A 23872-nucleotide genomic window follows, 5' to 3' on the forward strand; every position below is an offset into this window, starting at 1 on the left:
CCTTTAGAATAAGCAACTTGGTATTGTCCATTCATCAAAAAAGGGGATAACCATGAGAACGATCGAAACTAGCTCTCACGCAGAGAACAGCACTCTTCGCAAAGTTCCAACTTTAAGCCTGGCAAGTTACACTAAAGGCTCTGGATCTGAAAAAGCCCGCTTCATCGATCAACTTTTCACTGGCCTTAAAGAATACGGTTTCATCATCCTGAAAGATCACGACGTTAAAGCTGCGGACCTTCACAAAGCATATGACCTTCTTGAGAAATTCTATGCTCTTCCCGAAGACGTAAAAAAATCCTATATCTCTCCTACTGCTGGTTTCCAACGTGGTTACACTCCATTCGGTAAGGAACACGCGAAAGACTCTCCAGTAATGGATTTGAAAGAGTTCTGGCACGTGGGCCGCGAACTTGTGGTCGCGAGTGAGTTGAAATCTATCTATCCAGACAACATCTGGCCAACGGATGTTATCCCTGAATTTAAAGATCATTTCTTGAAATTATTTTCGGCTCTTGAAGAAGCGGGCGACGTGATGCTTGAAGCTTTGACGATGCCATTGGAAGTCGACAAAGATTTCTTTGCGCGCATGACGAAAGATGGAAATTCAATTCTTCGTTTGTTGCATTATCCACCAATTCCAGAGGGTGTGGATCCTCGTTGTGTGCGAGCGGCCGCTCACGAAGATATTAATTTTATCACGATTCTTCCAGCAGCAACCGCTTCAGGTCTTCAATTGCAAGACCGCGATGGCACGTGGTTGGATATCGAATCTGAACCAGATACGTTGATCGTTGACGTGGGTGATATGTTGGCTCGTCTGACAAATGATGTTTTGCCTTCGACTACTCACCGTGTGATCAATCCTCAAGATGGAACGAACTCGCACCGCTATTCAATGCCGTTCTTTATGCATCCACATCCAACTGCAATGTTAAGCTGTTTGCCATCCTGCAAAGGAACTGGGGCAAAGTACGCGGATATCACAGGACAGGATTTCTTGATGCAACGTTTGCGTGAAATCGGTCTTATCAAATAGAGCACATTGACCGGGACCTTATATAAATCGATAGTTAGGGAATGATGAATTCAAAGCAAAAAATCATTATTCCCGTCGTTGTGGTCCTGGCATTGGCTGCCGTCAGTCTTTTTATTCTAAAGCAAAGAGCAGGGTACGTCGGGCATTTTCCTGAAGATATGCCTGATTTAAACTATACTGCCGAAGACAAATCCACATCTGGAAGTTCAGGCTTTCTACCGACTCAAATGGAAAATCCTGAATTGTTTCAAGCTTGGGCCAAGAATGCTCCAGTCATGGCAGAGTGTCTGGATGTTGAGGTCACAGCTCCCACAGCTCAGGAAGATCTTTCTTTAAATGCTTTAAGCAGAATCGTTCGTAACTCTTTTGGTGAAGTCTTGGGCGTGCAGAATAAATGGACGGTGGTGGATTATAAAACCAAATACGGCGAGATCCGCCGCGTGTATGTGGAATACTCAACTGATCGCACTGAATCTTTGGCGCGCAAAGTTCAGCACTTCACAATTCTGACCAGCGGAAAAGTTCGCGACATTCGCTTGGATAAAGAGCTAACCGACAACCCAACTGACGAAGAAATTCAAAAACTTTCCGAGGACGGCACCGTGCTTGCGACAGCAATGTCCAGTCGAATCAATTTCGCAAATGGTGATGAAATCAACTTCGTAGAGAAAAACGGCAAAGTTCATTCCTTCATCGCCAGCCATTTAGGAAAATACTTCCGCTGCAACGACACCGACTCCGAAAAAATGTCCTGCTCTTGCAACTGACCTCCAATGTGGCTACTTTCCTGAAAAGGTGCACTCTTACGAAAGGTAAGTAGCTGGCGAAATAACGCCATATCAATAAAAAAGGCTTCCAGTTACGGAAGCCTTTTTTTGTGGTGAAAGTTGTCGCTTTCATTTCCGCTGCGGTTTCGCACTGCATACGTAAATAGGACCTGGCACCTATTGGAAACGAGTTAGGGCGTCTTTCAAGGATTCCAATTGAACCTTTGATTGAGCCAGTAACGCGCGGTCTGCGGCGATCACGTCTTCGTCGGCGTTTGCGACGAATTTTTCATTCGACAATTTGCCAGTAAGGATCTGGATGTCTTTGTTGAATTTTTCAATCGCTTTGTTGATACGTTTGATCTCTTCATCGAAATCAACCAAACCTTCAAGCGGAATGATCACTTTAACATTGGCATCTTTAACTGCTACTGGAGCCACCGCACATTTCATCAGATTGCCTTCAGCACCGATTTCCATTTTTTCCAGGCGGCCCATAGTCATCAAAGCTGTGCGATTGTTTTCCAGGATTTGCTTCACTTGATCGTTGGCAACGCCCAGGCGTACGTTCAATTTGATTGCCGGGCTGATGCGGTTTTCCCCACGGATGTTACGCATTGCTGTGATCACTTCTTTCACGATATCGATTTCAAAAGCAGATTCATTGGAAGCCAACGCCAAGAACTCTTTATCGTTACTAGTTGTTGGGTATTGATCCACAATACAAGCTTCGCCTCTGATCGGAAGTTTTTGATAAATTTCCTCAGAGATAAATGGAGTGAATGGGTGAATCAGGCGCATGATACGGTTCAGAACCTGAGCGATCACCAATTGAGTGGCCGCTTTTTCTTCTGCGTTGTTGCCGTTCATGATTGGTTTCGTGAATTCGATATACCAGTCACAGAATTGATTCCAGATGAACTGATACAAAGCGATGGATGCATCAGAGAATCTCTCTTGATCCATGGCTTCTTCAACTTCTTTTGTCACTTCAGCAAGCTTTGTGATGATCCATTTATCGAAAACGCTGATGTGCGCTTTGTTAGGCAAAGCCTTCACGCCTTCGGCTGGAGCTTTGAAGTCAGAAAGATTTGAAAGTGCGAAACGAGCCGCATTCCAGATCTTATTCATAAAGTTGCGGTAGCCTTCCAAACGTTGCTCGCTGAACTTGAAGTCTTTACCCGAGAATAAATGAGCAGAGAAAGTAAAGCGCAGGGCATCTGCACCATGCTTATCAATCATCTCTACCGGATCGATCGAGTTCCCCAAAGACTTGGACATCTTGCGGCCCTGAGAGTCGCGAACCAAGCCGTGGATGTAAACTGTTCTAAACGGAACATCACGTTTAAATTCCAGACCCATCATGATCATACGTGCAACCCAGAAGAAAATAATATCGTGACCAGTTACCAGGTAACTGGTTGGGTAGAACGTTTTCAATGTTTCAGTCTCATTCGGCCAACCCATTGTAGAGAAAGGCCAAAGTGCAGACGAGAACCAAGTATCCAAAACGTCGTCGTCCTGGTGAAGATCGTGCTTACCGCACTTTTCACAAGCTGTGACGTCAGTTTCAGAAACTGTTTGATGGTTACAAGAGTTGCAATACCAAACTGGAATACGGTGCCCCCACCACAATTGGCGAGAGATACACCAGTCTTCGATATTGTTTAACCAGTGAAGGTAAACTTTTGTCCAAGACTCGGGTTCAAAGCGGATGGTGCCGCTTTCAACCACGCGTTTAGCAGGAGTCGCCAGCTGTTCCATCTTAACGAACCACTGTTCAGACAAGAACGGCTCAACGACTGCGCCGGAGCGAGAGCAGTGACCTACAGAGTGAACATGTGGTTCTTCTTTAACGAGCAAGTTTTGCTCTTTAAGGTCTTCCACAACTTTCTTACGAGCATCTGCCACTTTCATGCCGGCGTACGGACCCGCGTTTTCATTCATCTCTGCTTTTTTAGTCAAAAGGTTGATGAATTCAAGGTGGTGAGTTTTACCGATTTTATAGTCGTTGAAATCGTGAGCTGGAGTGATTTTAACAACGCCAGAACCAAACGCTTTATCAACATAAGTGTCAGCGATGATTTTGATCTTTCTATTGATCAACGGAACGATCACAGTTTTGCCGACCAATGCTTTATAACGTTCGTCTTCTGGATGAACGCACAAAGCCGTATCGCCCAGCATTGTTTCTGGACGAGTTGTCGCAACTGTTAGGAAGCCAGAGCCGTCTTCCAGAGGATAGTTGATGTGGTAAAGAGCGCCCTTAACTTGTTTGTGTTCAACTTCCAAGTCAGAGATCGCAGTTTCAAGTGGGCCTGACCAGTTCACCAGGCGTTGACCACGATAGATCAAACCCTTTTGGTGAAGAGTTACGAATACCTTGCGAACGGCTTTAGAAACGCCTTCATCCAACGTAAAGACAGCACGATCCCAATCGCAAGAATCACCCAAACGACGCATTTGAGAATAAATGCGATTACCATATTGATGTTTCCAGTCCCAAACCTTTTCAACGAAAGCTTCGCGGCCTAGCTCGTGGCGAGATTTGCCACCTTCTTTTTTTAGTTCACGCTCCACTACGGATTGAGTTGCGATGCCGGCGTGGTCAGTCCCGGGCAACCACATTGTGTTGTAACCGCTCATGCGTTTCCAACGGATAAGGATATCTTGGATCGTATGATCCAAAGCATGGCCCATGTGCAAGAAGCCGGTGACGTTTGGTGGAGGCAAGATGATGGAGAACGGTGGTTTCGTAGATTTGTCCTGTGCTTTAAAAAAGCCGGAATTTTCCCACCATTGATAAGTTCTATTTTCTACATCTGCGGGATTGTAGCGATCTGATAATTGTTCTGACATTGAGGCACCCCAATAGGTCTGCACTCCGACTTGGTCGGAGTAAGATTTTTAACCGTTTGAGTCTATCAGATTCAGGAACTTAAGGATAGATCCAGCTCGGAAAACGTACTCGCAAAAGGTGCCTGGCGGTTTTTGGTAGCAGCGGCGCGTCGAAGTTGGGGAAAAAAGAAGGGAGGCTTTGGGGCCTCCCTTGATAAAAGTCGGTTATGCGACTCTTTTGACTATTTCAAGAAGTCAGCGTTCATACGAGCGCCGATTGTGATTTGGTCAACTTTAGCATCAGCTAAATTCGTTGCTGGAGCAGTTCTGTCAGAGAACTTCTGAGTCGTGTTGCTGTATGCAACGTGGTAGCGGAAGTTCGTATCAGCCATCGGTTTGAATTCAAGAACCGCGCCGTAACCCATGAATTCATTTGTACCATTGTTCGCTGCCGTGCCGTTTGTTTCAACTTTTTCTGAAGAAGAAATTAGCTCTAGGCGTGGAGTCCATTGTTCCCAACCAGTGTAAGCAAGTTTACCGATTGCAGACCAAATAGAATCTTTCGCGCCAGTAGAATCTCTCTTGAAGTCAGAAGCTGTGTAATCAACTTCCAAGTTCCAAGCTGCTCCCATTGTCCAGTTGAAGCCAGCTGAATACAAGTTGTACATGTCTTTAGTTGGTGTGCCTGTACCGTAGTGGTAAGAAGCCATTACTTTAAAGTTTTTATCCATGAAAGCACCTTTATAGATAAGGCCTTCCATCATTGCATTTGAAGTTGCAGCTGGAGGAGGTGCAGTTGGTGTTGTTGAACCATCTGGAGTTTTGAAAGCTACCAAAGAAAGAGATTGGTCTGGAGTCATGTTCCAAGCCAATTTAGCACCCAACACGTATAGTAGGCTGGATGTATTCAACCAAAGACCTTGCAAGTTCCCGTTTGGACCAGTCTTTGTGTAGGCTTGAGAAGTAAGGTACAAGTCTGCGCCAGAAGTTTGAGACTCTAGAGTACCGTACTCAGAACCCAATTTACCGATTTGCAAAGACATGTCGCCCATTTTATGGGTCAAGTAAGCGAACTCAAGTGCTGTCTGAGAGTTGTCACCCGAACCCGATGTTTGTGTCGCATTCTTGTTGTATGCAGCACGTAGGCGCATAGAAAGTTCTTCGTTAACTTTTCCTTGGTAATCCAAGCGAATAGTTTTGAAGTAAAATTTGTTTGAATCCTGAAGAGCAGAGTCCGTGTACGTCGACGTATCATAGTCTGCGCGTGCATCAAAATTCAAAGTACCTGCTTTTGCAGCTGATACAGCTGTTGTCGTTGCCAAAGCGGCGATGAAAAACTTTTTCATTAAATGTCCTTCTATAAAAAGTTTTGGTTAAGTTGTTCGTTATGTCCGTTAACGATGTCATTATGCTATAGTCAATTCTTTGGGCCAACAACGGAATATCCATTTATGTCGCTTGTCGGTGCTTTGCGTGTAAATGACTTGTCGTGCTTGGGAAATGACAGAGAGAAGTAAAGATGTTGCTTCTAAGACACTAACAAAAAACTAACCAAGTTCTGATGAAAAAGAAAACGGGGATTTTGAAATCCCCGTTTATGCTTGTTAGTTTTCTTTTTGTAATCCGGTAAGGCCGTCTTTCACTGTGTAGACATTGTTGAAACCTTTTGCCTCCAGGGCTTGTACCAGCGGGGAGTAGGTGTTTCCGTTCTGATCGATGATCACGATCGGATAGTGAGCAGGAAGTTTTTTACTTTCCACCTGGCTGACGATTTCGTCCGTTGATCCCACGATTTGGCAATTGTCGATATGAAGGGCTTCAACCTGTCCATATAAAGACTTTAGATCCACGCCTAGATTAACCAAAATCATGGGGATGCGGCCCTTGATCAGATTGTTGAATTGGAAGTGTCCAAGTTGAGAAATATCCATGTTTTTAACCTACACGCGCATGATCAGGGATCAGTTTGAAATTAATGATGACGATAGCTAAAGCTGCAAAGGCCAAGGTTCCAGAAACCCAGAATGGCGCTGTCATCGCAACACTTCCGTAAAGGGCTCCACCAATAGCGGGTCCCAAGATGCGCCCCAAGGAGGCCATGCTTTGAGTAACGCCCATCGCAGCGCCTTGCTCTTTGGGATCGGTCAGCAAGCTGATGCTGCCAAGAACAGAAGGATTTGATAAGCCATTGCCCAATGAAAGCAAAGTCATCGCAATCGCCATTCCGAAAAGTGTATCAGAGATAGCAATTGTCGTAAGTCCGACGGCAAAGCAAACCAAGCCCACGCGCAAAACTTGGCGTTCGCCAAACTTAGGCAGCATACGGCGCACTAAAAAACCTTGCGTGAAAATAATAATCAAACCGATGTAAGCAAAACCAAAGCTGACTTGTTTGATTGTCCATTGGAACTTGTCACCCATGAACAGAATCAACGTCGCTTCCATTCCCGACATCGCCAGAGAGGAAAGTAAGAAAACTGACATCAAGGCACCCACTGTTTTTATGTTCAAATAGTGCCACATAACAGAGAAGCGTTTTTTCTTAGCTGCTGATTCGCTTTTCTCTGATAAAGATTCTTTCAGGAATTTGATGCCGAAAAGGAAGTTTGCAAAACATAAAGCAGCAACCCAGCAAAATGAAAAAGAAGTATCAAAGTGCGGAGCCTCGTTGATGTGGTGACCCCAGACTGCAAGCAGACCACCCAGTGCCGGGCCCACAACGAAACCCAGGCCGAAAGCGGCGCCAATCAAAGCCATGCCTTTGGAGCGTTCGTGTTTGGGAGTGATATCGGAAATGTAAGCTGAAGCTGTGGAAAGACTTGCGCCAAAGAATCCAGCCAGTAAGCGCGCAACAAACAACCACTCAAGGCTGCGGGCCCAAGCAAACAAGATATAAGAAAGTCCCTCGCCCAAAAGGCAGAACAATAAAATCGGGCGGCGACCCATACGATCACTGAGGCGGCCCCAAAACGGAGAAAACAGAAACTGCATCAAAGAATATACTGAGAGAAGCAAGCCAGTTTGCAGAGCCGTGGCTCCAAAGTTTTTGCTAAGGAGTGGGATGATTGGAATGACTACACCAAAGCCCACAAGATAAAGGAAAACAGTAAAAAATATGATAGCGAGCTGTGATTTGTTTGATGTCGTGGTCATGGGGTTGTTATTATTAGGAACTTATGAAAATGGCAAATAATCTTCAGTGTTTGAGCGCGTTCCTGTTGAGTTTATTGGTGGCAAGTTCCACCGCGATGGCCTTTGATAATTACAAAGAGTTTCGCAGGGATCGCTGGGATTTCGAATTGGGCACGAATTTCTTTTATTCGGAAGCCAATTACGAAAACTTTGGGGATGGATCAAGCAACCTAACCAGTGGAAACCATTACCAACTTTTGGATATCGATTTTGGCACCCGCTATATGCCTGCTAAAAATTGGTCCGTTTTCGCCTCTGGAACTTTGAGTTCGGCGGAAAGTAAGAACTCCGTCGCAACGCGCACCAACACAAGCTTTACGGATTTCATTGGGGGGCTAGATTTCATCGCCTATGACGGTTGGTTACAGCTGGTACCTGAGTTTGGCTTGTTGATTCCCTTTCAAGAGGTCAATGGAACTGGCGATGATGCTTTAAATTCCGAAGGTGTCTTTGAATTTTGGGGGCGCTTAACGGCGCAAAAAGATTTCGGTACGATTCGTATGTATGGCTGGTTGGGATATGACTATCGCGGTGATGGCAGATCTTCGTTGCTTCCTTGGGGTGGTGGTTTGCAGTTAAAAGCAAATGCGTTTCGCTTTGGTGGAGAGTTGATCGGCAGTCAATCTTTATCCAACGACAAAGACACGAACACAAAATACATTCGCAATGCGTATCTGCAAAATGTGAATGCGGGATCTTATAGGTTTTATTCTGTGAATCCGTCTTTGATCGACACTCTTTTTTATGCCACTTGGGTGATTGATTCTAAGTGGAGTTTGCAAGCAAATGGTGGCGCAACCGTGGCAGGTGAAAATACAGCTGCAGGTTATCACATCGGTGGTTTTATTCGTTATAGCTTTGATATGACGGAAGGTTATGCTGAAGAAACTTATACTCCGACGTACAATCCGACGCCAAGTTCTGCGCCTATGGGGCGTTCAGGTATGTATGATCGTTCCGATACTCAGATCAGCACTCCGAATACTCGCAAATTCAAAGAAGCGACCGATGATGGTGTCGATCAAAAGCAGTTCAAGCCTCGTCCGACAAAAAAGAAGAAAAAGAAATCTGACGTGAATCTGCAGCAGCAGCTGGATAAAACCGAATTTGAAGTGGAACTAAAGCGCGGCGGTCACTAAGGCTTTTGCATCGCTTAAGGAAATACCTTCGACATCGACAGTTTTCTGTCTGCCGGTGTCGCCTTTAATCAACGTGACATTACGCTTTGGAACTTTAAAAAATTTAGCAAGATATTCGATCAGTTCGGTATTCGCTTCGCCATCAACGGGTGGGGCGGAGATCTTAATTTTTAGCATGCCGTTGTGGGGACCCACGATTTGATTCTTGGAAGACTTGGGCTGAATAAAAAGGTGGAGCCGAACTCCACCTTTGATTTCTTCAATCACGGACTTTAATTACTCTGCGGATAGCGGAGAAATATTTGTCGATCGTGTATTGCCTGTCGCAGTGCCTGTGCTATTTGGGTTATTTACAAAGTTTTGATTTTGCAAATGCATTTGTGGCATATACTTTTCGCCTTGTTCAAGCAAAGAAAGGTGAGCTTGTGCTAATGCTTTCAAATTCGCTTCAAACTGCATGCGAGCACGTTTAAGTTCATTCACTTCTTGATACATGCGTTTCAAAGAATCGCGGGAATCCCGAGTGATGATCTCTGCTTTTTGGTTGGCATCGGCAGTGATCAGCTTAGCTTCGCGTTCCGCATCCTGGCGAAGGCGGTCTGCCATCTGAGTTGCAGTAGCGATTGTTTCTTTCAAAACTTGATCGCGCTCTTTATACTCCATCAAGGACAGTTCTTTTTCGCGAAGAGCTTCTTTAAGAGAGTTTCTATCTTGAATTAAAGCTTCCATTTGTGCGGCGACCTGTTGGAGGAAATCCATAACCTCATCAGTGTCGAGACCCATCATTCTTTTACCAAATGATTTGTGAGCTATATCAATGGGTGTGATTTTCATGTCTGTTCCTCCTTGAACACTATGAAATAAGGATAAAAGTCTATTCAGGCACCCGGCAAGGTTATTTGATTTCCCGGGCCATTTCTTTGTTTCTCATCGCGGCCTTTTCGAAGCTGATTCTAAGGGCGCGCTCGATTTCAAGCTCTCTCATGGACTGAAGTCCAGCTGCCGTGACGCCTTTTTTGGATGTAACGCGGGCTTGGAGGTCTTCGACGTTTTCGCGAGCTTGGGCGGCCAGCAAAGAGGCTCCTACAAATGTCTCAATGGTCATGACGCGGGCTTCTTCAATCGAAAATCCGTGTTCTTCGATCCAATCCTGCCAATACATCATCATTTCAAAGACAAATCCCGTTCCGCTGGAGCAAGAAATCATCAAAGCTTCGAATTGATCTTCATCTGTTACTTTGATCACTCGGCCCAGGGGTTCGAACAGATCTTCAACGGTGCTTTCTAAAGCGTCGTCATCGTCTTCATTTAATAGATAACCAATAACTCCGCGACCGATCACGGATGGAGTGTTCGGCATCACGCGGGCTATGCGAGCTCCGTTGAGGAAGCGCTCAAGCATTTGCATACGCACACCGGCGGCTACGCTGATAACAATTTTGTTTTCATCAAAGGCTCTTCCAACTGGTTCTAAAGCAGTTAAAAGATCCTGAGGCTTTACTGCCAAGATGATGATGTCACAAATATCGATCAGGTCTTCATTGTTCGGAAGAGAATTGATTTTATACTGTTCAACCAGTTTAACCAATTTTCCTTCTGATCTGTTGGTAGCGTAAATGTGATTAGCAGGAATACCGCCTTCGATAAGGCCTTTGATCATGGCTTGTGCCATGTTACCTGCACCCAGAAATCCGATTTTTTGAGCTTTGAGCAGTGGGTTCATAGATTCATCCTACCTTCAGCTTGGGAATTCGCCAAACGAAATCATCCACTATGTCAGACTCCGATGAATCTAATTTCGGTTAATTTCTTGCTCCAAATAGAATTGTGCCTAAGCGAACCAATGTGGCGCCCTCTTGGATGGCAACCCTAAAATCATTGCTGGTTCCCATGGATAGCGTTTTAAGCGGATGTCGCGTTAAATCCGTATTTTTAGCAAGCGACTGTTGAAGTTCACGCAGTTCCTGGAAGTAACGACGAACCTCTTCGCCAGTTTCCGTCAGGGGAGGCATGGTCATTAAACCGTCAATAGTTAAATGGGGGAGGCTTGCGACCTCTTGCCATTTTGCGATCAAGGAGTTTTTATCAAACCCACCCTTGCTTTCTTCGTGGGCAAGGTTCACCTGAAGCAATATCTTTTGACTGACCTTTTTACTGTCGCATTGGCGACTGAGGGTTTGTGCAAGTTCCAAAGAATCCACGGAATGAATGAGGGCAAATTGACCCACCACGAACTTTGCTTTGTTTTTTTGAAGGTGGCCGATCAGATGCCATTCGATATCGCTTAAATCTTTCAGTTGCTCTTGCTTCTCTAAGGCTTCTTGAACGTAGTTTTCGCCAAACTTGCGCTGACCTTGTTGGTAAAGATCGCGGATCTTTTCAATCGGTTGAAGTTTGGAAACGGCAAGAATTTTGTCAGCACCGATTTCGGCGCGAATTTCCTGAAAGCTCATGGGGCAAACCTAGCAATCTTTTTACTCTCCTGCCATCTTTGCTGCGTTGCGATCGCATTAATTCCTGGAAATTTCATTAAAAAATACCATCGCTACTTTTTTCTTGACGAAGGTTGGGGGTGCTCCTATAACATGGTTCATGTACCGCTCCTCCCGTCGAATAGCGATATACAAATCTCAGGACCCTCGGCTGCGAAAACAGTTCGGGGGTGCGCTTTTAAAAAACAGCAATGCCAAAAAAGCGCGACCTATCAGCACCAAACATGCAATGCATGTGGTGTTGTTCTCCCATCAAGCCAAGGGCACTTGGTCATTCCGAAACCATAAAAACTGGAAACGCATTTCCGAGATTCTGACGTTGCAGGCGCGACGCTACGGCGTGCAGTTGCGCGAAGTTGTGAATGGCGGGGATCATCTTCAGCTGGTTTTAAAGTTAAAAAACCGCGAACTTTTTAGTTCTTTTATTAGGGCCATCAGTGGAATCATTGCAATGGTGGTAACGGGTGCGGCAAAAACTCGCGCTTTAAAAGATAAGTTCTGGGATTTTCGACCGTGGAGCCGAGTTGTTGCTCTAATTCCTAAATATTCGGTGCGAGCGGATCAAGCTGTGCAGAAATACTTGGTCGAGGCCAAGATTTTCAATTTTAAAGAGGCGCCAGCTTGACGTAAACTAATGACGATTGATTCATCTGGGAGGACACAATGAAGAAGATCGTTTTGGCATTCGCGCTTTTGGCGTCAATCACCGCCGGAGCTCAAGAAAAATCTGCAGACGAAATCGCTGCGATGAAAGAGGACGACAGCAAATCCGCACCAAGCAGTGGACCGGGATCGCACTCTGGTCACTTCGTATTGGGAGCTTATCTTAATACTTTGAGTGACATGAAATTCAAGGACGCAAAATCAACGACAGGGTCAACAACGACTGCTGCGGAGTACGATTTGAAATCCTCTGCAAGTTTGGGTATCGATGCTCACTTTCTTTTCTGGGGCGAGCAGGCGTGGGGCTTTTCCGTTGGTGGATTTTTCGATCTGGGCCGTAAAGTTAAAAGCGAAAGCGTTGCGATTTTCGGAACAACCAAGGATGAATATCTTGGAATCATCGGTTTCGAAGGAAATGCGATTTACCGCTTTAAGCAGCTCTATATTCCATTCGGTATAAACACATCTTTTCCGGTAATTGGTTTGGAAGACAGCGAGATCACAGATCTGCAGCCGGGTGTGGGTGTCCAAGCGGGTGTCGGTTACATGATTTCTGAAAGCAACGCCTTGGAGGCGAAAGTGCGCACGACAGCTTTTGGTTATACGCAAACAGTTAACAACATAAAACTTGAAACAGGTCGCGGCACAGGTGTCGGCCTGGTTCTGGGTTGGAAATACGTATTCTAAATTTTCGCGAGCATTGATTTAACAAGTTCCACTGGAAGGCCCACGACGTTGTCGAATGGGCCTTCGTATTTTTCGACGAATTTCCCACCCAAGCCCTGAATTCCATAGGCACCGGCTTTATCCATCGGTTCTCCGGATTCAATATAGGTCCAGATTTCTTGGTCCGTCAGATTCTTGAAAAAAACTTTTGTCGTTTCAATTTGAGACAGCTCTTTCCCTGTCGCAGAGTCAATGATGCAGACTCCGGTCTGTACATCGTGAGTCTTTCCGGACAAACGTCTTAACATTTGAAAGGCGTCATCCTTGTCAGCGGGCTTTCCTTGCAGTTGGCCCTCGAAAATCACCTCAGTGTCGGCGGAAATGAGAGTAAACTCCTGTAATTTACTGGACTTTAGGTGAGTGAATGCCGCTCTGGCTTTACGTCTGGCGATATCTAAAATCTGCTCCGTTGCATTCAGGTTTTTGTCAGGAATTTCCGATACTTTTACTGATGCTACGTCGAATGAAAAACCTGCTTGTTGAAGCAATTGTTTACGGCGTGGAGACTCTGAAGCCAGGATCAATGTTTTCATGAGTCTGAATAGAACACGAAGAGGCCAAAATGGGAAGTGCAGAGTTAATGCTGATTTTGGGTCTGCTCCTAGCAGGAGTAGCGGTCTTCCTATTCGTAAACTCGATCTTTGCCAGCAACAACGATAAGCAACAATTGTCCTGGGCTAACAATGACGAGCCAGTTAAATCCAAAAATCCAATTATCAATTTCTCGCGTCCATTAGTGCATCAATTCACTTTGCAACATGCGCTTAGAATTCGCAGTGAATCTTACCGCAAAAAAGTGCGCAAGTTCATTATGACTTCGGGTCTGTCTCAGGAATTGAACGAGGATGAATTCATCGGCTTACAGCTCCTATGGGGCGTGATGTTCCCGATATTTTTGTTGATCATGAATTTTTCCCTGCAATTGGAACTGCCACTTGCAGGTTGTATTGGGGTGGGCTTGATAGGTTTCTATCTGCCGCAAATTCACGCCAAAGGTGAGAAAAAGAAACGTGAGCTTTCGGTTCGTGGTGATCTGCCATTCTTTATCGATCTGTTGGCTTTGTCAGTGGAAGCGGGTTTGGACTTTTTCTCGGCAATCCAAAAGATCGTGGATAAGGCGCAAGGAACTAAAAGTGTCCTGGCTGATGAGTTCAATATTGTTTTGAAAGATATAAAAATCGGCTCTTCCAAGTCGCAAGCCCTTAAAGAAATGGGCGAGCGCTTGGATATGAACGAGATTACCAGCTTCGTGGCTGTCCTGATTGATGCCGAGGCGACGGGGGCAAGCATTTCCCAGGTTTTGAAAGATCAATCAGTGCAAATGCGTTTGGAGCGTTTCGTGCGTGCTGAAAAAGCCGGTGCGCAAGCGTCTCAGGCAATTTTGATTCCGTTGATGTTATTTATTTTGCCAGCCGTGTTCATTATGGTTTTTGGACCGGTTGCGATTTCATTTATGTATGGACCTAAATAATGATGAAGAAGCTTGAGAACTCGACAACTAAAACCACTTTGATCCCGAATCTCGAGGTTGCAGATGATATCCGCACTCGTGGAGTGGGTCTTTTGGGTCGTAGTTCACTGGCAGAAGATCATGCTTTGTGGATCTTAAGATGTAATAGCATCCATACGTTTTTCATGAAGTTCGCAATTGATTGTGTATTTGTAGATAAGAATTTGAAAGTGAAAGCTGTCTATAAAGATGTGAAACCCTGGAGGCTCTTGCTTCCAGTATGGGGTGCCAGATCTGTATTTGAGATGGCTTCAGGTGTAAGCAGCAAGTTGAACATCAGAGTGGGAGATCAGCTGAATGTGGGCGCTTAGAATCTTGTCCGGCCCTCAAGCCGGCGGCATTTTAGAGCTAAAAATGGGGAGAAACCTAGTCGGTCGCTCTCCGCATTGTGATATTAAAATCACAAGCCCTGGCGTGTCCAAAGAACACAGCGAGATCGTTGTTTACAGTGATAAGATTGTCGTAACTGATTTGAAATCCAGCAACGGAACTTATTTAAACGGTGTGCGCATGCAGACTGGCTTGATGCGTTTAGGTGATAAGCTGGGCATTCACGATGTCTTGGTTGATATCATTCCAGCTCCCGAAAAAAGAGCGCAAGCTCCAGTGATGCAGCAGCCAGGTTACGGTATTCCGCAGGGAATGCCAGTGCCACAAGGAATGCCGCAACCGATGGGCATGCCTCAGCCAATGGGGGCGGGTCCTGCGGGTCCCGCTCCAGAAGCAGCGCCGGCTTACAGTCCCGGTGGTTTGAAAGCAGTTTGGGAAAGATTCCTGGAATATTTAGACCGCGTGGCTTTGCCGGGCGTTTATAAAATTCCGACTTATCTGGAATTCCGCATGGTTCTTTTGGGCTTTGTGGTGCTCTTTATTTTTGTCACGACATTGCTGGCGATGATTCCAATGGTGCAAATCACTCGAGCAAGTATCATCACTGAAAGTAAACGTCGTGCCGCTTCGATTGCCAGAACTTTGGCGACGATCAATCAATCTGCTCTTTTGCAAAATAGTTATTCTTCTTTGACAACAAATCAGGCGGAAGCAGAGGACGGTGTTAAGCAGGTTCTCATTGTGCAGCAGTCAGATGGTATGATCCTGGCTCCAGCCACTCGTGCAGGGACGACTCCTGATTTGCCATTCGTGCATCAGGCCCGTCGTGAAATGCGCCCGGAATCTGTCGAAGTAGACTCGAGCACGATTGGTGCAAGTTTCCCAATCGGTTTATTTGATCCAAATACCGGAGAACAATCGGTGAAGGCTCATGCGATTGTCCTTTATGATATTGGCAGCATGGCTTTTGATGATGGTCGCGCGATCAGTTTATTCATGCAGACGCTGGTGATTGCAACATTGGTGGGGTTAATCTTGTACTTCTTTATGTACAAACTGGTTGAGTATCCACTGGTGACATTGAATCAACAGCTCGATACCGCCATGAGAGAGAAAACAGATAATACCAGCGTGGACTTCATGTTCCCGCCACTTCAGGCATTGATTGGGAATATCAATAGTCTGCTGACACGTTATATTCACGGTGAGGGTGCCGGGGCTGAAGGTGGAATGGGTAGCTTCGTCAATAAAGATGGCGAAGCTGAAAATTTGGTTCAATTGATTGGTTTCCCATCTATTGCGATTTCTAAAGACGGTCGTATTATGGCGGGAAGCTCTTCCTTTGGACAAGTGGCCCGTACTGAAGTTGCGCAACTGATCGGACAGCAGTACCAAGCGATTCCGGATGTGGCTCTTCAGCAGAATATCGACAGTCTTATGCAAAAGACCCGCGACAATGCCCGCGTGATTCATACGGATCAGTTGGAGTTCAACGGTCACCCATGTATTTTAAGTTGTCAGGGAATGTCTTCACAGCCAAATGATATCGATTACTTTGTAATCACGATCTCTCCGGCAGAGGGAGGATCCTAATGGGAGCAGCCTCTAAGGTGAAAGACGCTTTGAAGTTTGATATTGAAGTGGTGAAAGGTCCGCACACGGGTCTTCGTCTTTCATTTGCAAGCGGCGCCGCCACTATGGGGCGTGGTCCAGAAAATGATATCGTTTTGGCGAATGATCCACGTATCAGTCGTCAGCACGCTGAAATCCGTCAGCGTGGAAATGAATTCCTGATCGTCAATTTAAGTCAGAAAAACTTTGTCATGCTCAATGGCGAAAGTATTCAGTCCGAGATTTTACATAAAGGCTCGGTGATTCAAATTGGTGATTCTGAAATTCGCTTCACTCCAGAAGCTGTTGCCATAGAACCCGTGATGCCGGTTATGCCAGCAGCTCCGCCAGTGCCAACTCCGTCAGCGTCGGTATTAAAACCAGTTGCGCCGACAGGTTTGCCTCAAATGCCAGCGGCAGGAATGCCAAGTATGCCTCCAGGTGCGGTAAGACCGCAAATGCCGATGGGCCACCCACAAGGAGTGGGCTATCAGCAACAAGCGCCTCGTCCAGCACCACGTCCGGCAAGCAGTGGTGGTCTGCTTTCAAATCCGAAGACGCGTTTTTATGCGATCATCGTGGTTTTAGGATTGATCGGTTGGTATCTGATGACGCCAGCTAAAAAAGGCAAAGACCAAAATGCCTTCCGTACGTCTGCGATCAGTATGCAGGACGTGGCCGAGGCGGAAAAGCGCACACAGGAATTGATGAATATTAAAAAGGAAAAGTACGACTCCGTTCAATACAAGCGAGCGCAGGAAAACTTTATCCGTGGATTCCGTGATTTCCAACAGGGCCAATACGCACGTGCGCGTGAGGCGTTCCAAGTGGTATTAAATCTGGATCCAGAAAATGAACTGGCAAAACGTTATTACCATCTTTCGAAAATCAAATTCGATGAGTTGGTAAAATTCAATTTGATCCAGGGCAGTCGTTATCGTGAAAAGAAAAACTGGCGCATGTGTCAGTCGAACTATTCTAATGTGATTACAATGTTGCAGAACCGCAGAGATGATCCAAGTTATAAAGAAGCGAAGCAATTTTACGAGGAATGTACTTTAAATCTGGAAGGAGGACGACTCTAATATGGCACATCTTATAGTTCGTCTTCGTGGAAAGACAGTATATAACATGCCTCTGGAAGAGGGGCGTTCGTATGTGGCAGGCCGTAAAGAGGACTGTGACATCGTTCTGCAACCTGAAAAAGGCATTTCCCGTGAGCACTTTAAAATAGTCTCTGACAATGGCCAGTGGACATTGCAAGTGATCTCTCGTTACGGCGAAGTGATGGTGAATGGCGAACCGACTCAGCAAGTGGCTTTGGACCACGGTTTTACTTTTACTATTGCGCCTTATGAATTTGATTTCCTGATGTCATCCGCAACTGCGCAACCTACGCCATCAATGGATGCTCCATCGCATCCCGAAGGCAGTTACTTGCCTGCAGTTCAAAGTGGCACGTCTGGTGGCGAGGAAAAAACTATTGTGGGTGCGGCTCCGACAGCGGCCTATATTAAAATTGTTGATTCTAACAGTGATGCTAAAGAACTGATCCGTTTGGATGAGGGGGATTCCTGGATTGCAGGACGAGATCCGTCTTGTCATATCCAGATTCGTGACCAACGCGTCAGCCGTCGCCAATTTGAACTTCGTCGCAATGGCAATCAATACCAAATTATTGATTTGGGCAGTGTGAATGGAACGTTGGTTAACGGTAACCCGATTTCATCCACAGATTTGACAAATATCCGTAGTGGCGATGCCATCACGGTTTTGGATAACTATTTATTCTTTGAATTGCACGATGCTCACTTCCAAAGTCGTTTGGACATGGTAAAGGTGGCTCCGCCAAATCCATTGGTGCAAATGTCGCACAATCCGGTGCCGGCAGAGTACGATCAGCAAGGCTACGGTATTGCGCCTTATCAGCAACAAGGTGGCGTGCCGATGCAGTATCAGGGCTACGGTCAAATGCCAGGTCCTGTGGCGCCAGCTCCAGAAGTAAAACCTAAATTCGATTTCCAAAAGCACCGTCCAAAATTAATGATCGGTGCGGTGGCGTTGTTGGTTGTCGTTTACCTGGTTAAGGGTGGCGACAAAGATACTGCACCCGTTGGTGCGCCGGGCACCGTGGCGGCTCCGGGGTCTCCGCAGGAAGTATTTAATAAATTGAAGCCTGAACAACAGTCATTGATCCGTCAGCGCTATAAAGATGCCAAAAATCTTTATATGCAAGGTAAGTATCAATTGGCTCAGGATGAAATCGTTAAGATTCATGAATTGGTTCCTGATTATGAAGACACCAAAGAGATTCAACGCCTGGCTAAGGAGGCGATCTATTTGGAGCAGGAAAAAATTCGTATTCAGCAAATCGAAGCTGCCAAAGCCGAGGCTGAGCAAAAAATCCTGGCTCAAACGGCCATCTGTCAGAAAAAGATCAATCCAAATATCACCATGGATGAGATGGAGAATTGCTTAACATCCGTTTTGCAATTCAATCCGGATCACCCGAAAATTTTGGAATTGAAATCTCAAGTGGAAGCTTTGACCACCGCTCGTGACGTTAAAAAAGCAGCCAATGCTGAATATGCGGCAAGAGTGGCGCGTCTAAAAGCAATCTATGACAAGGCACAAGCTCTCCATAAAGTAGGTAAAAAACCTTTGGACATCATTGATGCCTACACCAAAGTGACTAGCTCAAGTCTACCAGATCCAAATGGTTATAAAGGAATGGCCGGACGAAGTATTGCTTCGGTTCGTAACCAAATGAACCAAAAGATCAAAGGCAGTCTGGAAAAAGCTGATAAGTTCTACCAGAATGGAAATCTTAAAGATGCCATCGGTGCTTTAAGAGAAGCGAAAGCTATTGATCCAGAAAATCCAGAGGTACCACCAAGAATCGAAAAGATGGTGTTGGAACTTCGTAAGCAGATGATGGCTTTGTATCAAGAAGGTATTCTTGAAGAAAGCTTTGGTAACGTCGATGGTGGCGAATCCAAAGCTGGTGCCAAAGAGAAATGGAAGAAAATCCTGGAGCTCGATATTTCTGACGGCGAGTATTATAAGAAAGCCTATATCAAGCTTAAGAAATACGGAGCTATGTAAAATGAAACTTCAGGAACGCTCTTATAGCAGCAAGATCATGCGCCCTAAGCCTCAGATCCATGTGGAAGAGGACGGGTCATTGATCGTTGTTGTGACGGCTTGGGGGCAACCTGAGCACGGGGAGCGAGCATTAACTGAAGTTGTGAAATACGTCAGTGCCGCCAAGGCAGACGTCGAAGTGACTTCGCCATTTGAATTCCTAACTTGTATAAGTGATGAAGCGAACTATGTGCGCACAGCTTTGATGATCGCCAATGATGCCCTTTATAGAGGTGAAAATCGTAAAGAATACGCCTCTGGAGTGGAAGTCCTGGCATTGTTTAGACGAGGCACGCAAGTTGCCTGGGCCCAAGTGGGAGCTCCCAGCATTTTTGTACAAAGACAGAATCAACGGGTGCAGCCTTTAAGCGTCGCAAGTGATTTGGCATCGGAACTTCGCGATGGTCACAGCCTGCCGCCACTTCCAGCTCAGCTTTTAGGATTGGATCCAACGGTCAATATCCAGACGGGACACACTCACGTGAATGAGGGTGATAAGTTGATCTTGCTTGCCGGAACCTCTGTGGCGACTGCGTTGTGGGGTCTTCAATCCTATGAAACTGATTTGAATCTTATTACTCAGTCGATGGTTCAAGAAGAACCCGAATTGCCATTCTGGCTGGGGTTGATTGCTGTTTAACTATTCTTCCTGATCAATTGTTGCCAGGGATTTATAAACCTGGGTGCGGATTTTTGCATATTCCGGCAGGTGTAATGCCAGTTCTGCGCGCGATGGTGCATAGCTACTTTCGCGAGCTGTATCCCAGATCATTCCTAAAGCTATATTGCTGCGCTGGATCTCTTGATCAAGCATATAGTTTTTAAAAGAGCGTTCAAATTTTTTGCGCTGAGTTTCTTTGGAAAGCCCGCGAATATCTGAACGAAGCCAATCCACCAACTCAATAAAAAGATTGTCATTGCACTCTTTCAAGTGAGAGCTGTCGATTTCTTTGATGGATAAAAGCTCTATGCAAGAATCCGTATTTTTCAGATTCTTGGCATTTAGATTCTTATCGGCGATGTATTGCCATAACGGCACATTGTTTTTCTTACCCAAAGTACGCAAAGTTTCCCAATCTTTTTGGTTCAATGCGACCTGGGCTGTCCAATTAAGAATATTCAGGCTGTGATAGTTGCTATTGCTGCTGAGGCGTTTTAAATCGCGAAGCAACAAGGGCTCTTGATCTGCGCGAGTCCAACGATCATAAGGAATGCTTAGTCTTGCCATCCACTCTTCATTTGGAGGCGTGAATGAAGGGAATTGATTTTTCTTAAGCAATGCTTGGATGCGATTTGTGGTAGGCAACAAACTTTGTTGCAAAAGAGGCAAGGGATTTAATTCCATGCGATCCACCAAAGTGTTGAATAGCTTGGGATTCGCGTCGTTGATGTACAAGACATGGTGAGAAATCGCAGCCGTACGTAAAGGGCCCGCATTTCTCCACAAAGACCAACCAGATTCCAAAATAAAAGGCCGATCCTCTGCCCAGTCCGCCACAGGGGATTTCAAAACACCCGCCAAAGAGTGAGCCGGGAAATCACTGTTGTCGTTTTCCACGACGCTTTCCCCAAGAATTTCAAAAAGCGTTTTACCCAGGTCTGCGAGATTTACGTTTTGATCGACTTTCCAGTAAATCGGCTGTTCTGTTTTCTTTTTTTGAGCAGGCTTGATGAAAAGCGCCACTTGGGTGTTTTCAGAGTGTAAATTCAAAGTCGAAAGATCGCGGTGGTCGCCGTTTTCATGACCACTTAAGCCGACCAAAATCACCGTCGTGTTATCCCAGCGACGAGCTGTTTTCATCTGCGTAAATAACTCATGAAGGCTTTCGTCGAACTCATCGATTTGCGATTCGAAACTTAAATTTCGAGTCTCGCCCAGTTCTGTTGTGGTGATGGTATTGGTGAATTGCAAATCGGGTGCGTAAAGTACACTGAAGAACGGACCGTTGCCTACATCATGGCGAAGCCACTGCATGAAGCTGCTTGCGTTCTTTTTAAAGGGTCGAAATAGATTCGAAAATCCTGGAACCAGGGAGTCATCAAATAATTCGAAACCCTGATTTAATCCTGAGCGACGAAAGATCGGTGGCCCACCTGTGAAGAAGCTGGTGCGATATTCCTGATGAACGGCAATTTCTGATGCGAGTTCAAACTCGGGGGCCAAACCCGGTGCGCCATTGTGTCGCACATTATGTTCGTAAGGATAGAGACCCGTCAGAATAGAACTCAACGCGGGTGCGCTCAAAGTAGAAGTCGTAAATGCATGGGTAAAGCGAACTGACTCGTTGCAAAGCAATTGAAAACCAGACTTAGTACCGGAGATGGTGTCAGGAGAACAAGAGATATCCGACACTGCAAGATTGTCTGCAGCGATAATAAGAATTGAACTCTTGTCACTTGATTGGCAACCAATCTGGACCAGGCTCAATACGCATAGTGCGAAGGCTAAAATGATTCTCTGCATATCTTGACCACGTGTCATGGATCTAGAGATAATGGATCAATAATTTTTGCTAGTCAAAGTTTTGAAAGGACAGCTCGATGCTTGCAGAGAAAATTTTTGGTGTTGCTCATTTGGCCGATCAGGTTGTGTTGTGGTTATTGCTTGTTCTCAGCATTTTAAGTATCGGGATGATTCTTGAGAGATTTTTTGCTTTAAGAAAAGTTTCTAATGAATCACAACGTGTTAGAGCGAAAATCAAGCTAGCACTACAAAGCAACAGTGTTGAAGACATTGAAGATCTTGCGAAAGATCCAGACTCTTTGGAAGGTCGCGCAGCTGGTCAAGCGATGAAATACTTACGTGCGTCTGGTAGCAAAGGTTTGGAAGAAATTTTTAACACGATTGCTCTTTCCGAACGCCCTGACTTGGAAAGATATTTGAACTTTCTGGCAACATTGGGATCGAATGCACCGTATATCGGATTGTTCGGTACAGTTTTGGGTATCATGAAAGCCTTCAATGACTTAGCGACTGCTGCCGAAGCGGGTCAACAAACAGTGATGGCCGGGATTTCGATGGCCCTGGTCGCAACAGCAGCCGGTCTTTTCGTGGCGATTCCAGCAGTTATTGCTTACAACTACTACAGCAAACAAGTGCGCGGTATCTTCAACTCTTTGGAGAGTGTGAAAGAGTTGTGCCTTGCTTACGCTAAGAAAAAAGGTATCTAAACCATGGCAATGAAGAGTGGTGAAAACAACGAAGCCATATCGGACATTAACGTTGTCCCATTGGTCGATATCATCCTGGTGGTTCTGATCATCTTCATGGTGACAGCTCCTATGTTCATCAAGCCTTCGATTAATGTTAATTTGCCAAAAGCCGCTAGCGGTGATCAAACCGCGCCAAGCAAATTGAATATCTCGCTAACAGCGGATGGTCGTATTAATCTGAACGGAACATTCGTGAATGAAGAAGCTGTCCGCGCGAAAGCGACCGAGGAAGTGACTAAAAATACGGAAGTTCAGGCGATTATTTCCGCCGATAAAGATGTTCCACATGGCAAGGTCGTCGGGTTACTCGACATCGTGAAATCAGCCGGAGTCAAAAAATTCGCGATCAGCATCGATAAAAAATAAGTCTCAAAATGAAGGCCTTCTGCAAAGAAGGCCTTTTTCTTTCCCGCCACGGCTGTCGCTTTGCGGGACTTATTTTACTTTTCCAAAAAATTATTGTTAACCCTTGGTGGAGTTTTTCAGAGGAGATTTGCAGAAAATCTGCTTCGTTTTTAAACTTCGAGAACTCAAAAGCAAATTATCCCCCAGCCGCCCTTCAAGGCCCGACCATAGAGTGGGCTCTCGAGGGGAATCTCAAATTGATACGGCTAAAGTCCTGCTCGGGAACGCCGATCAAAGAATCATGTTCAAAAGAGCTGCATCAGAAATTCAATTTATCGCAATCACGTTCATCCTTGTTGTACTTTTGGGTGCACGTACGTTTGCAAGTTTGACTGAAGCAGATAGCGCTATGCCAGAAGAAACATCGATGGCCTCTGTCGTTAATTCAAATGCCCGTACTCCTGCATCTTTGCCACCGACGGCGGTTGCTCCCAAAAAAATCGAATCATCTTTGCACCAATCTGCTGATGTAGATTTGAATTGTGCTAAAAAAAACGGCCAGCTTGAGGTTCATGCGGGGTATGTTCAGTTCAAAGGCAAAAGCTGCACCAGCGGTGTGCGCATGGGTGAAATCCAAATCGTGAATAAAAGCAACGGTTACACAGCATCTGTGTTTGACCGGGGTTCTGACAAATATCAAACGGACCTCATCCAGCTTCAACCAGGCGAAAACGAAATCTCCATTCGTTATGAACGCTCTGGACGTCAAGTTGAAGAAATCATCCGTGTGAGCTCTACCAAAATTTAAAACTCATTTATTTTTTCTGTTTTCTTTCGCACAATAAAAGAACCACATCTAAAGA

Annotated in this window: 24 protein-coding genes; 14 read left to right on the plus strand and 10 right to left on the minus strand. The window is 45.5% G+C overall.

Translation table 11 applies throughout. From position 1 onward, the window contains the following. The first annotated feature begins 52 nt into the window (after positions 1–52). Positions 53–1039: an isopenicillin N synthase family oxygenase gene (locus tag HW988_RS02130; protein WP_181606027.1), complete on the plus strand. Its 987-nt coding sequence runs from the start codon at positions 53–55 to the stop codon at positions 1037–1039. Positions 1040–1080: 41 nt separating this feature from the next. Next, the gene (locus HW988_RS02135; RefSeq protein WP_181606028.1) at positions 1081–1806 is read left to right on the plus strand and encodes a hypothetical protein; all 726 of its coding nucleotides are present in this window, start codon (positions 1081–1083) and stop codon (positions 1804–1806) included. Between the two features lie 177 nt (positions 1807–1983). On the opposite strand, the gene HW988_RS02140 is transcribed toward HW988_RS02135, so the two are convergent. The 4 genes from HW988_RS02140 to HW988_RS02155 form a co-directional block, all read right to left on the minus strand. Next, on the minus strand, positions 1984–4665 hold the full coding sequence (locus HW988_RS02140; protein ID WP_181606029.1) for a valine--tRNA ligase: 2682 nt from the start codon (positions 4663–4665) through the stop codon (positions 1984–1986). A 221-nt stretch (positions 4666–4886) separates the two neighbouring features. After that, the gene (locus HW988_RS02145) at positions 4887–5990 is read right to left on the minus strand and encodes a porin (protein ID WP_181606030.1); all 1104 of its coding nucleotides are present in this window, start codon (positions 5988–5990) and stop codon (positions 4887–4889) included. Positions 5991–6248: 258 nt separating this feature from the next. Continuing rightward, positions 6249–6575 (minus strand): rhodanese-like domain-containing protein, encoded by a 327-nt coding sequence (locus tag HW988_RS02150; RefSeq protein WP_181606031.1) that lies wholly within the window; start codon positions 6573–6575, stop codon positions 6249–6251. 4 nt (positions 6576–6579) lie between these two features. Next, complete coding sequence (locus tag HW988_RS02155) at positions 6580–7797, minus strand: MFS transporter (protein WP_181606032.1); 1218 nt, start codon at positions 7795–7797, stop codon at positions 6580–6582. A gap of 29 nt (positions 7798–7826) precedes the next feature. On the opposite strand from HW988_RS02155, the gene HW988_RS02160 reads away from it, so the two are divergent. Next, the gene (locus HW988_RS02160) at positions 7827–8975 is read left to right on the plus strand and encodes a hypothetical protein (RefSeq protein ID WP_255490162.1); all 1149 of its coding nucleotides are present in this window, start codon (positions 7827–7829) and stop codon (positions 8973–8975) included. On the opposite strand, the gene HW988_RS02165 is transcribed toward HW988_RS02160, so the two are convergent. The 4 genes from HW988_RS02165 to HW988_RS02180 all read right to left on the minus strand — a co-directional run bounded on the left by HW988_RS02165 (position 8955) and on the right by HW988_RS02180 (position 11428). After that, on the minus strand, positions 8955–9242 hold the full coding sequence (locus tag HW988_RS02165) for a DUF167 family protein (RefSeq protein ID WP_181606034.1): 288 nt from the start codon (positions 9240–9242) through the stop codon (positions 8955–8957). The genes HW988_RS02160 and HW988_RS02165 overlap by 21 nt on opposite strands. Before the next feature lie 9 nt (positions 9243–9251). Continuing rightward, positions 9252–9809: a DivIVA domain-containing protein gene (locus tag HW988_RS02170; protein ID WP_255490163.1), complete on the minus strand. Its 558-nt coding sequence runs from the start codon at positions 9807–9809 to the stop codon at positions 9252–9254. Positions 9810–9870: 61 nt separating this feature from the next. Continuing rightward, complete coding sequence (locus HW988_RS02175; protein WP_181606035.1) at positions 9871–10698, minus strand: pyrroline-5-carboxylate reductase; 828 nt, start codon at positions 10696–10698, stop codon at positions 9871–9873. A gap of 79 nt (positions 10699–10777) precedes the next feature. After that, positions 10778–11428: a YggS family pyridoxal phosphate-dependent enzyme gene (locus HW988_RS02180; RefSeq protein ID WP_181606036.1), complete on the minus strand. Its 651-nt coding sequence runs from the start codon at positions 11426–11428 to the stop codon at positions 10778–10780. Between the two features lie 268 nt (positions 11429–11696). Here HW988_RS02180 and HW988_RS02185 point away from each other — a divergent pair, with 268 nt between their 5' ends. Continuing rightward, on the plus strand, positions 11697–12092 hold the full coding sequence (locus HW988_RS02185) for a transposase (RefSeq protein ID WP_255490164.1): 396 nt from the start codon (positions 11697–11699) through the stop codon (positions 12090–12092). A 38-nt stretch (positions 12093–12130) separates the two neighbouring features. Next, positions 12131–12817 carry a hypothetical protein gene (locus tag HW988_RS02190; RefSeq protein WP_181606038.1) on the plus strand — a complete coding sequence of 229 codons (687 nt, stop codon included), beginning with the start codon at positions 12131–12133 and terminating at the stop codon, positions 12815–12817. On the opposite strand, the gene HW988_RS02195 is transcribed toward HW988_RS02190, so the two are convergent. Beyond that, entirely contained in the window at positions 12814–13389 is a 576-nt protein-coding gene (locus HW988_RS02195; protein ID WP_181606039.1) for a nucleoside triphosphate pyrophosphatase, read from the minus strand. The two genes, HW988_RS02190 and HW988_RS02195, sit on opposite strands and share 4 nt — an antisense overlap. A 29-nt stretch (positions 13390–13418) precedes the next feature. Here HW988_RS02195 and HW988_RS02200 point away from each other — a divergent pair, with 29 nt between their 5' ends. From HW988_RS02200 to HW988_RS02225, 6 genes are read left to right on the plus strand one after another with little or no spacing between them, the layout of a single operon-like run. Next, positions 13419–14327: a type II secretion system F family protein gene (locus HW988_RS02200; protein ID WP_246845808.1), complete on the plus strand. Its 909-nt coding sequence runs from the start codon at positions 13419–13421 to the stop codon at positions 14325–14327. Then, positions 14327–14677, plus strand: coding sequence for a DUF192 domain-containing protein (locus HW988_RS02205; protein ID WP_255490165.1), 351 nt, complete (start codon positions 14327–14329; stop codon positions 14675–14677). The genes HW988_RS02200 and HW988_RS02205 overlap by 1 nt, the downstream gene beginning before the upstream one ends. Then, on the plus strand, positions 14664–16289 hold the full coding sequence (locus HW988_RS02210) for an FHA domain-containing protein (protein WP_181606040.1): 1626 nt from the start codon (positions 14664–14666) through the stop codon (positions 16287–16289). The genes HW988_RS02205 and HW988_RS02210 overlap by 14 nt, the downstream gene beginning before the upstream one ends. Further along, complete coding sequence (locus tag HW988_RS02215; protein WP_181606041.1) at positions 16289–17392, plus strand: FHA domain-containing protein; 1104 nt, start codon at positions 16289–16291, stop codon at positions 17390–17392. The genes HW988_RS02210 and HW988_RS02215 overlap by 1 nt, the downstream gene beginning before the upstream one ends. A 1-nt stretch (position 17393) precedes the next feature. Further along, the gene (locus HW988_RS02220; protein WP_181606042.1) at positions 17394–19412 is read left to right on the plus strand and encodes an FHA domain-containing protein; all 2019 of its coding nucleotides are present in this window, start codon (positions 17394–17396) and stop codon (positions 19410–19412) included. A gap of 1 nt (position 19413) precedes the next feature. Further along, positions 19414–20091 (plus strand): protein phosphatase 2C domain-containing protein, encoded by a 678-nt coding sequence (locus tag HW988_RS02225; protein WP_181606043.1) that lies wholly within the window; start codon positions 19414–19416, stop codon positions 20089–20091. On the opposite strand, the gene HW988_RS02230 is transcribed toward HW988_RS02225, so the two are convergent. Continuing rightward, positions 20092–21915 carry a sulfatase-like hydrolase/transferase gene (locus HW988_RS02230; protein WP_181607537.1) on the minus strand — a complete coding sequence of 608 codons (1824 nt, stop codon included), beginning with the start codon at positions 21913–21915 and terminating at the stop codon, positions 20092–20094. It abuts the gene before it with no gap. A gap of 77 nt (positions 21916–21992) precedes the next feature. Here HW988_RS02230 and HW988_RS02235 point away from each other — a divergent pair, with 77 nt between their 5' ends. The 3 genes from HW988_RS02235 (at position 21993) to HW988_RS02245 (ending at position 23817) form a co-directional block, all read left to right on the plus strand. After that, positions 21993–22622, plus strand: a complete 630-nt coding sequence (locus HW988_RS02235; protein ID WP_181606044.1) for a MotA/TolQ/ExbB proton channel family protein — start codon at positions 21993–21995, stop codon at positions 22620–22622. A gap of 3 nt (positions 22623–22625) precedes the next feature. After that, positions 22626–23030, plus strand: coding sequence for a biopolymer transporter ExbD (locus HW988_RS02240; RefSeq protein ID WP_181606045.1), 405 nt, complete (start codon positions 22626–22628; stop codon positions 23028–23030). Positions 23031–23310: 280 nt separating this feature from the next. Beyond that, positions 23311–23817 carry a hypothetical protein gene (locus HW988_RS02245; protein WP_181606046.1) on the plus strand — a complete coding sequence of 169 codons (507 nt, stop codon included), beginning with the start codon at positions 23311–23313 and terminating at the stop codon, positions 23815–23817. Positions 23818–23872 lie beyond the last annotated feature (55 nt).

This window comes from Bdellovibrio sp. KM01, from assembly GCF_013752535.1.
Classification (GTDB): domain Bacteria; phylum Bdellovibrionota; class Bdellovibrionia; order Bdellovibrionales; family Bdellovibrionaceae; genus Bdellovibrio.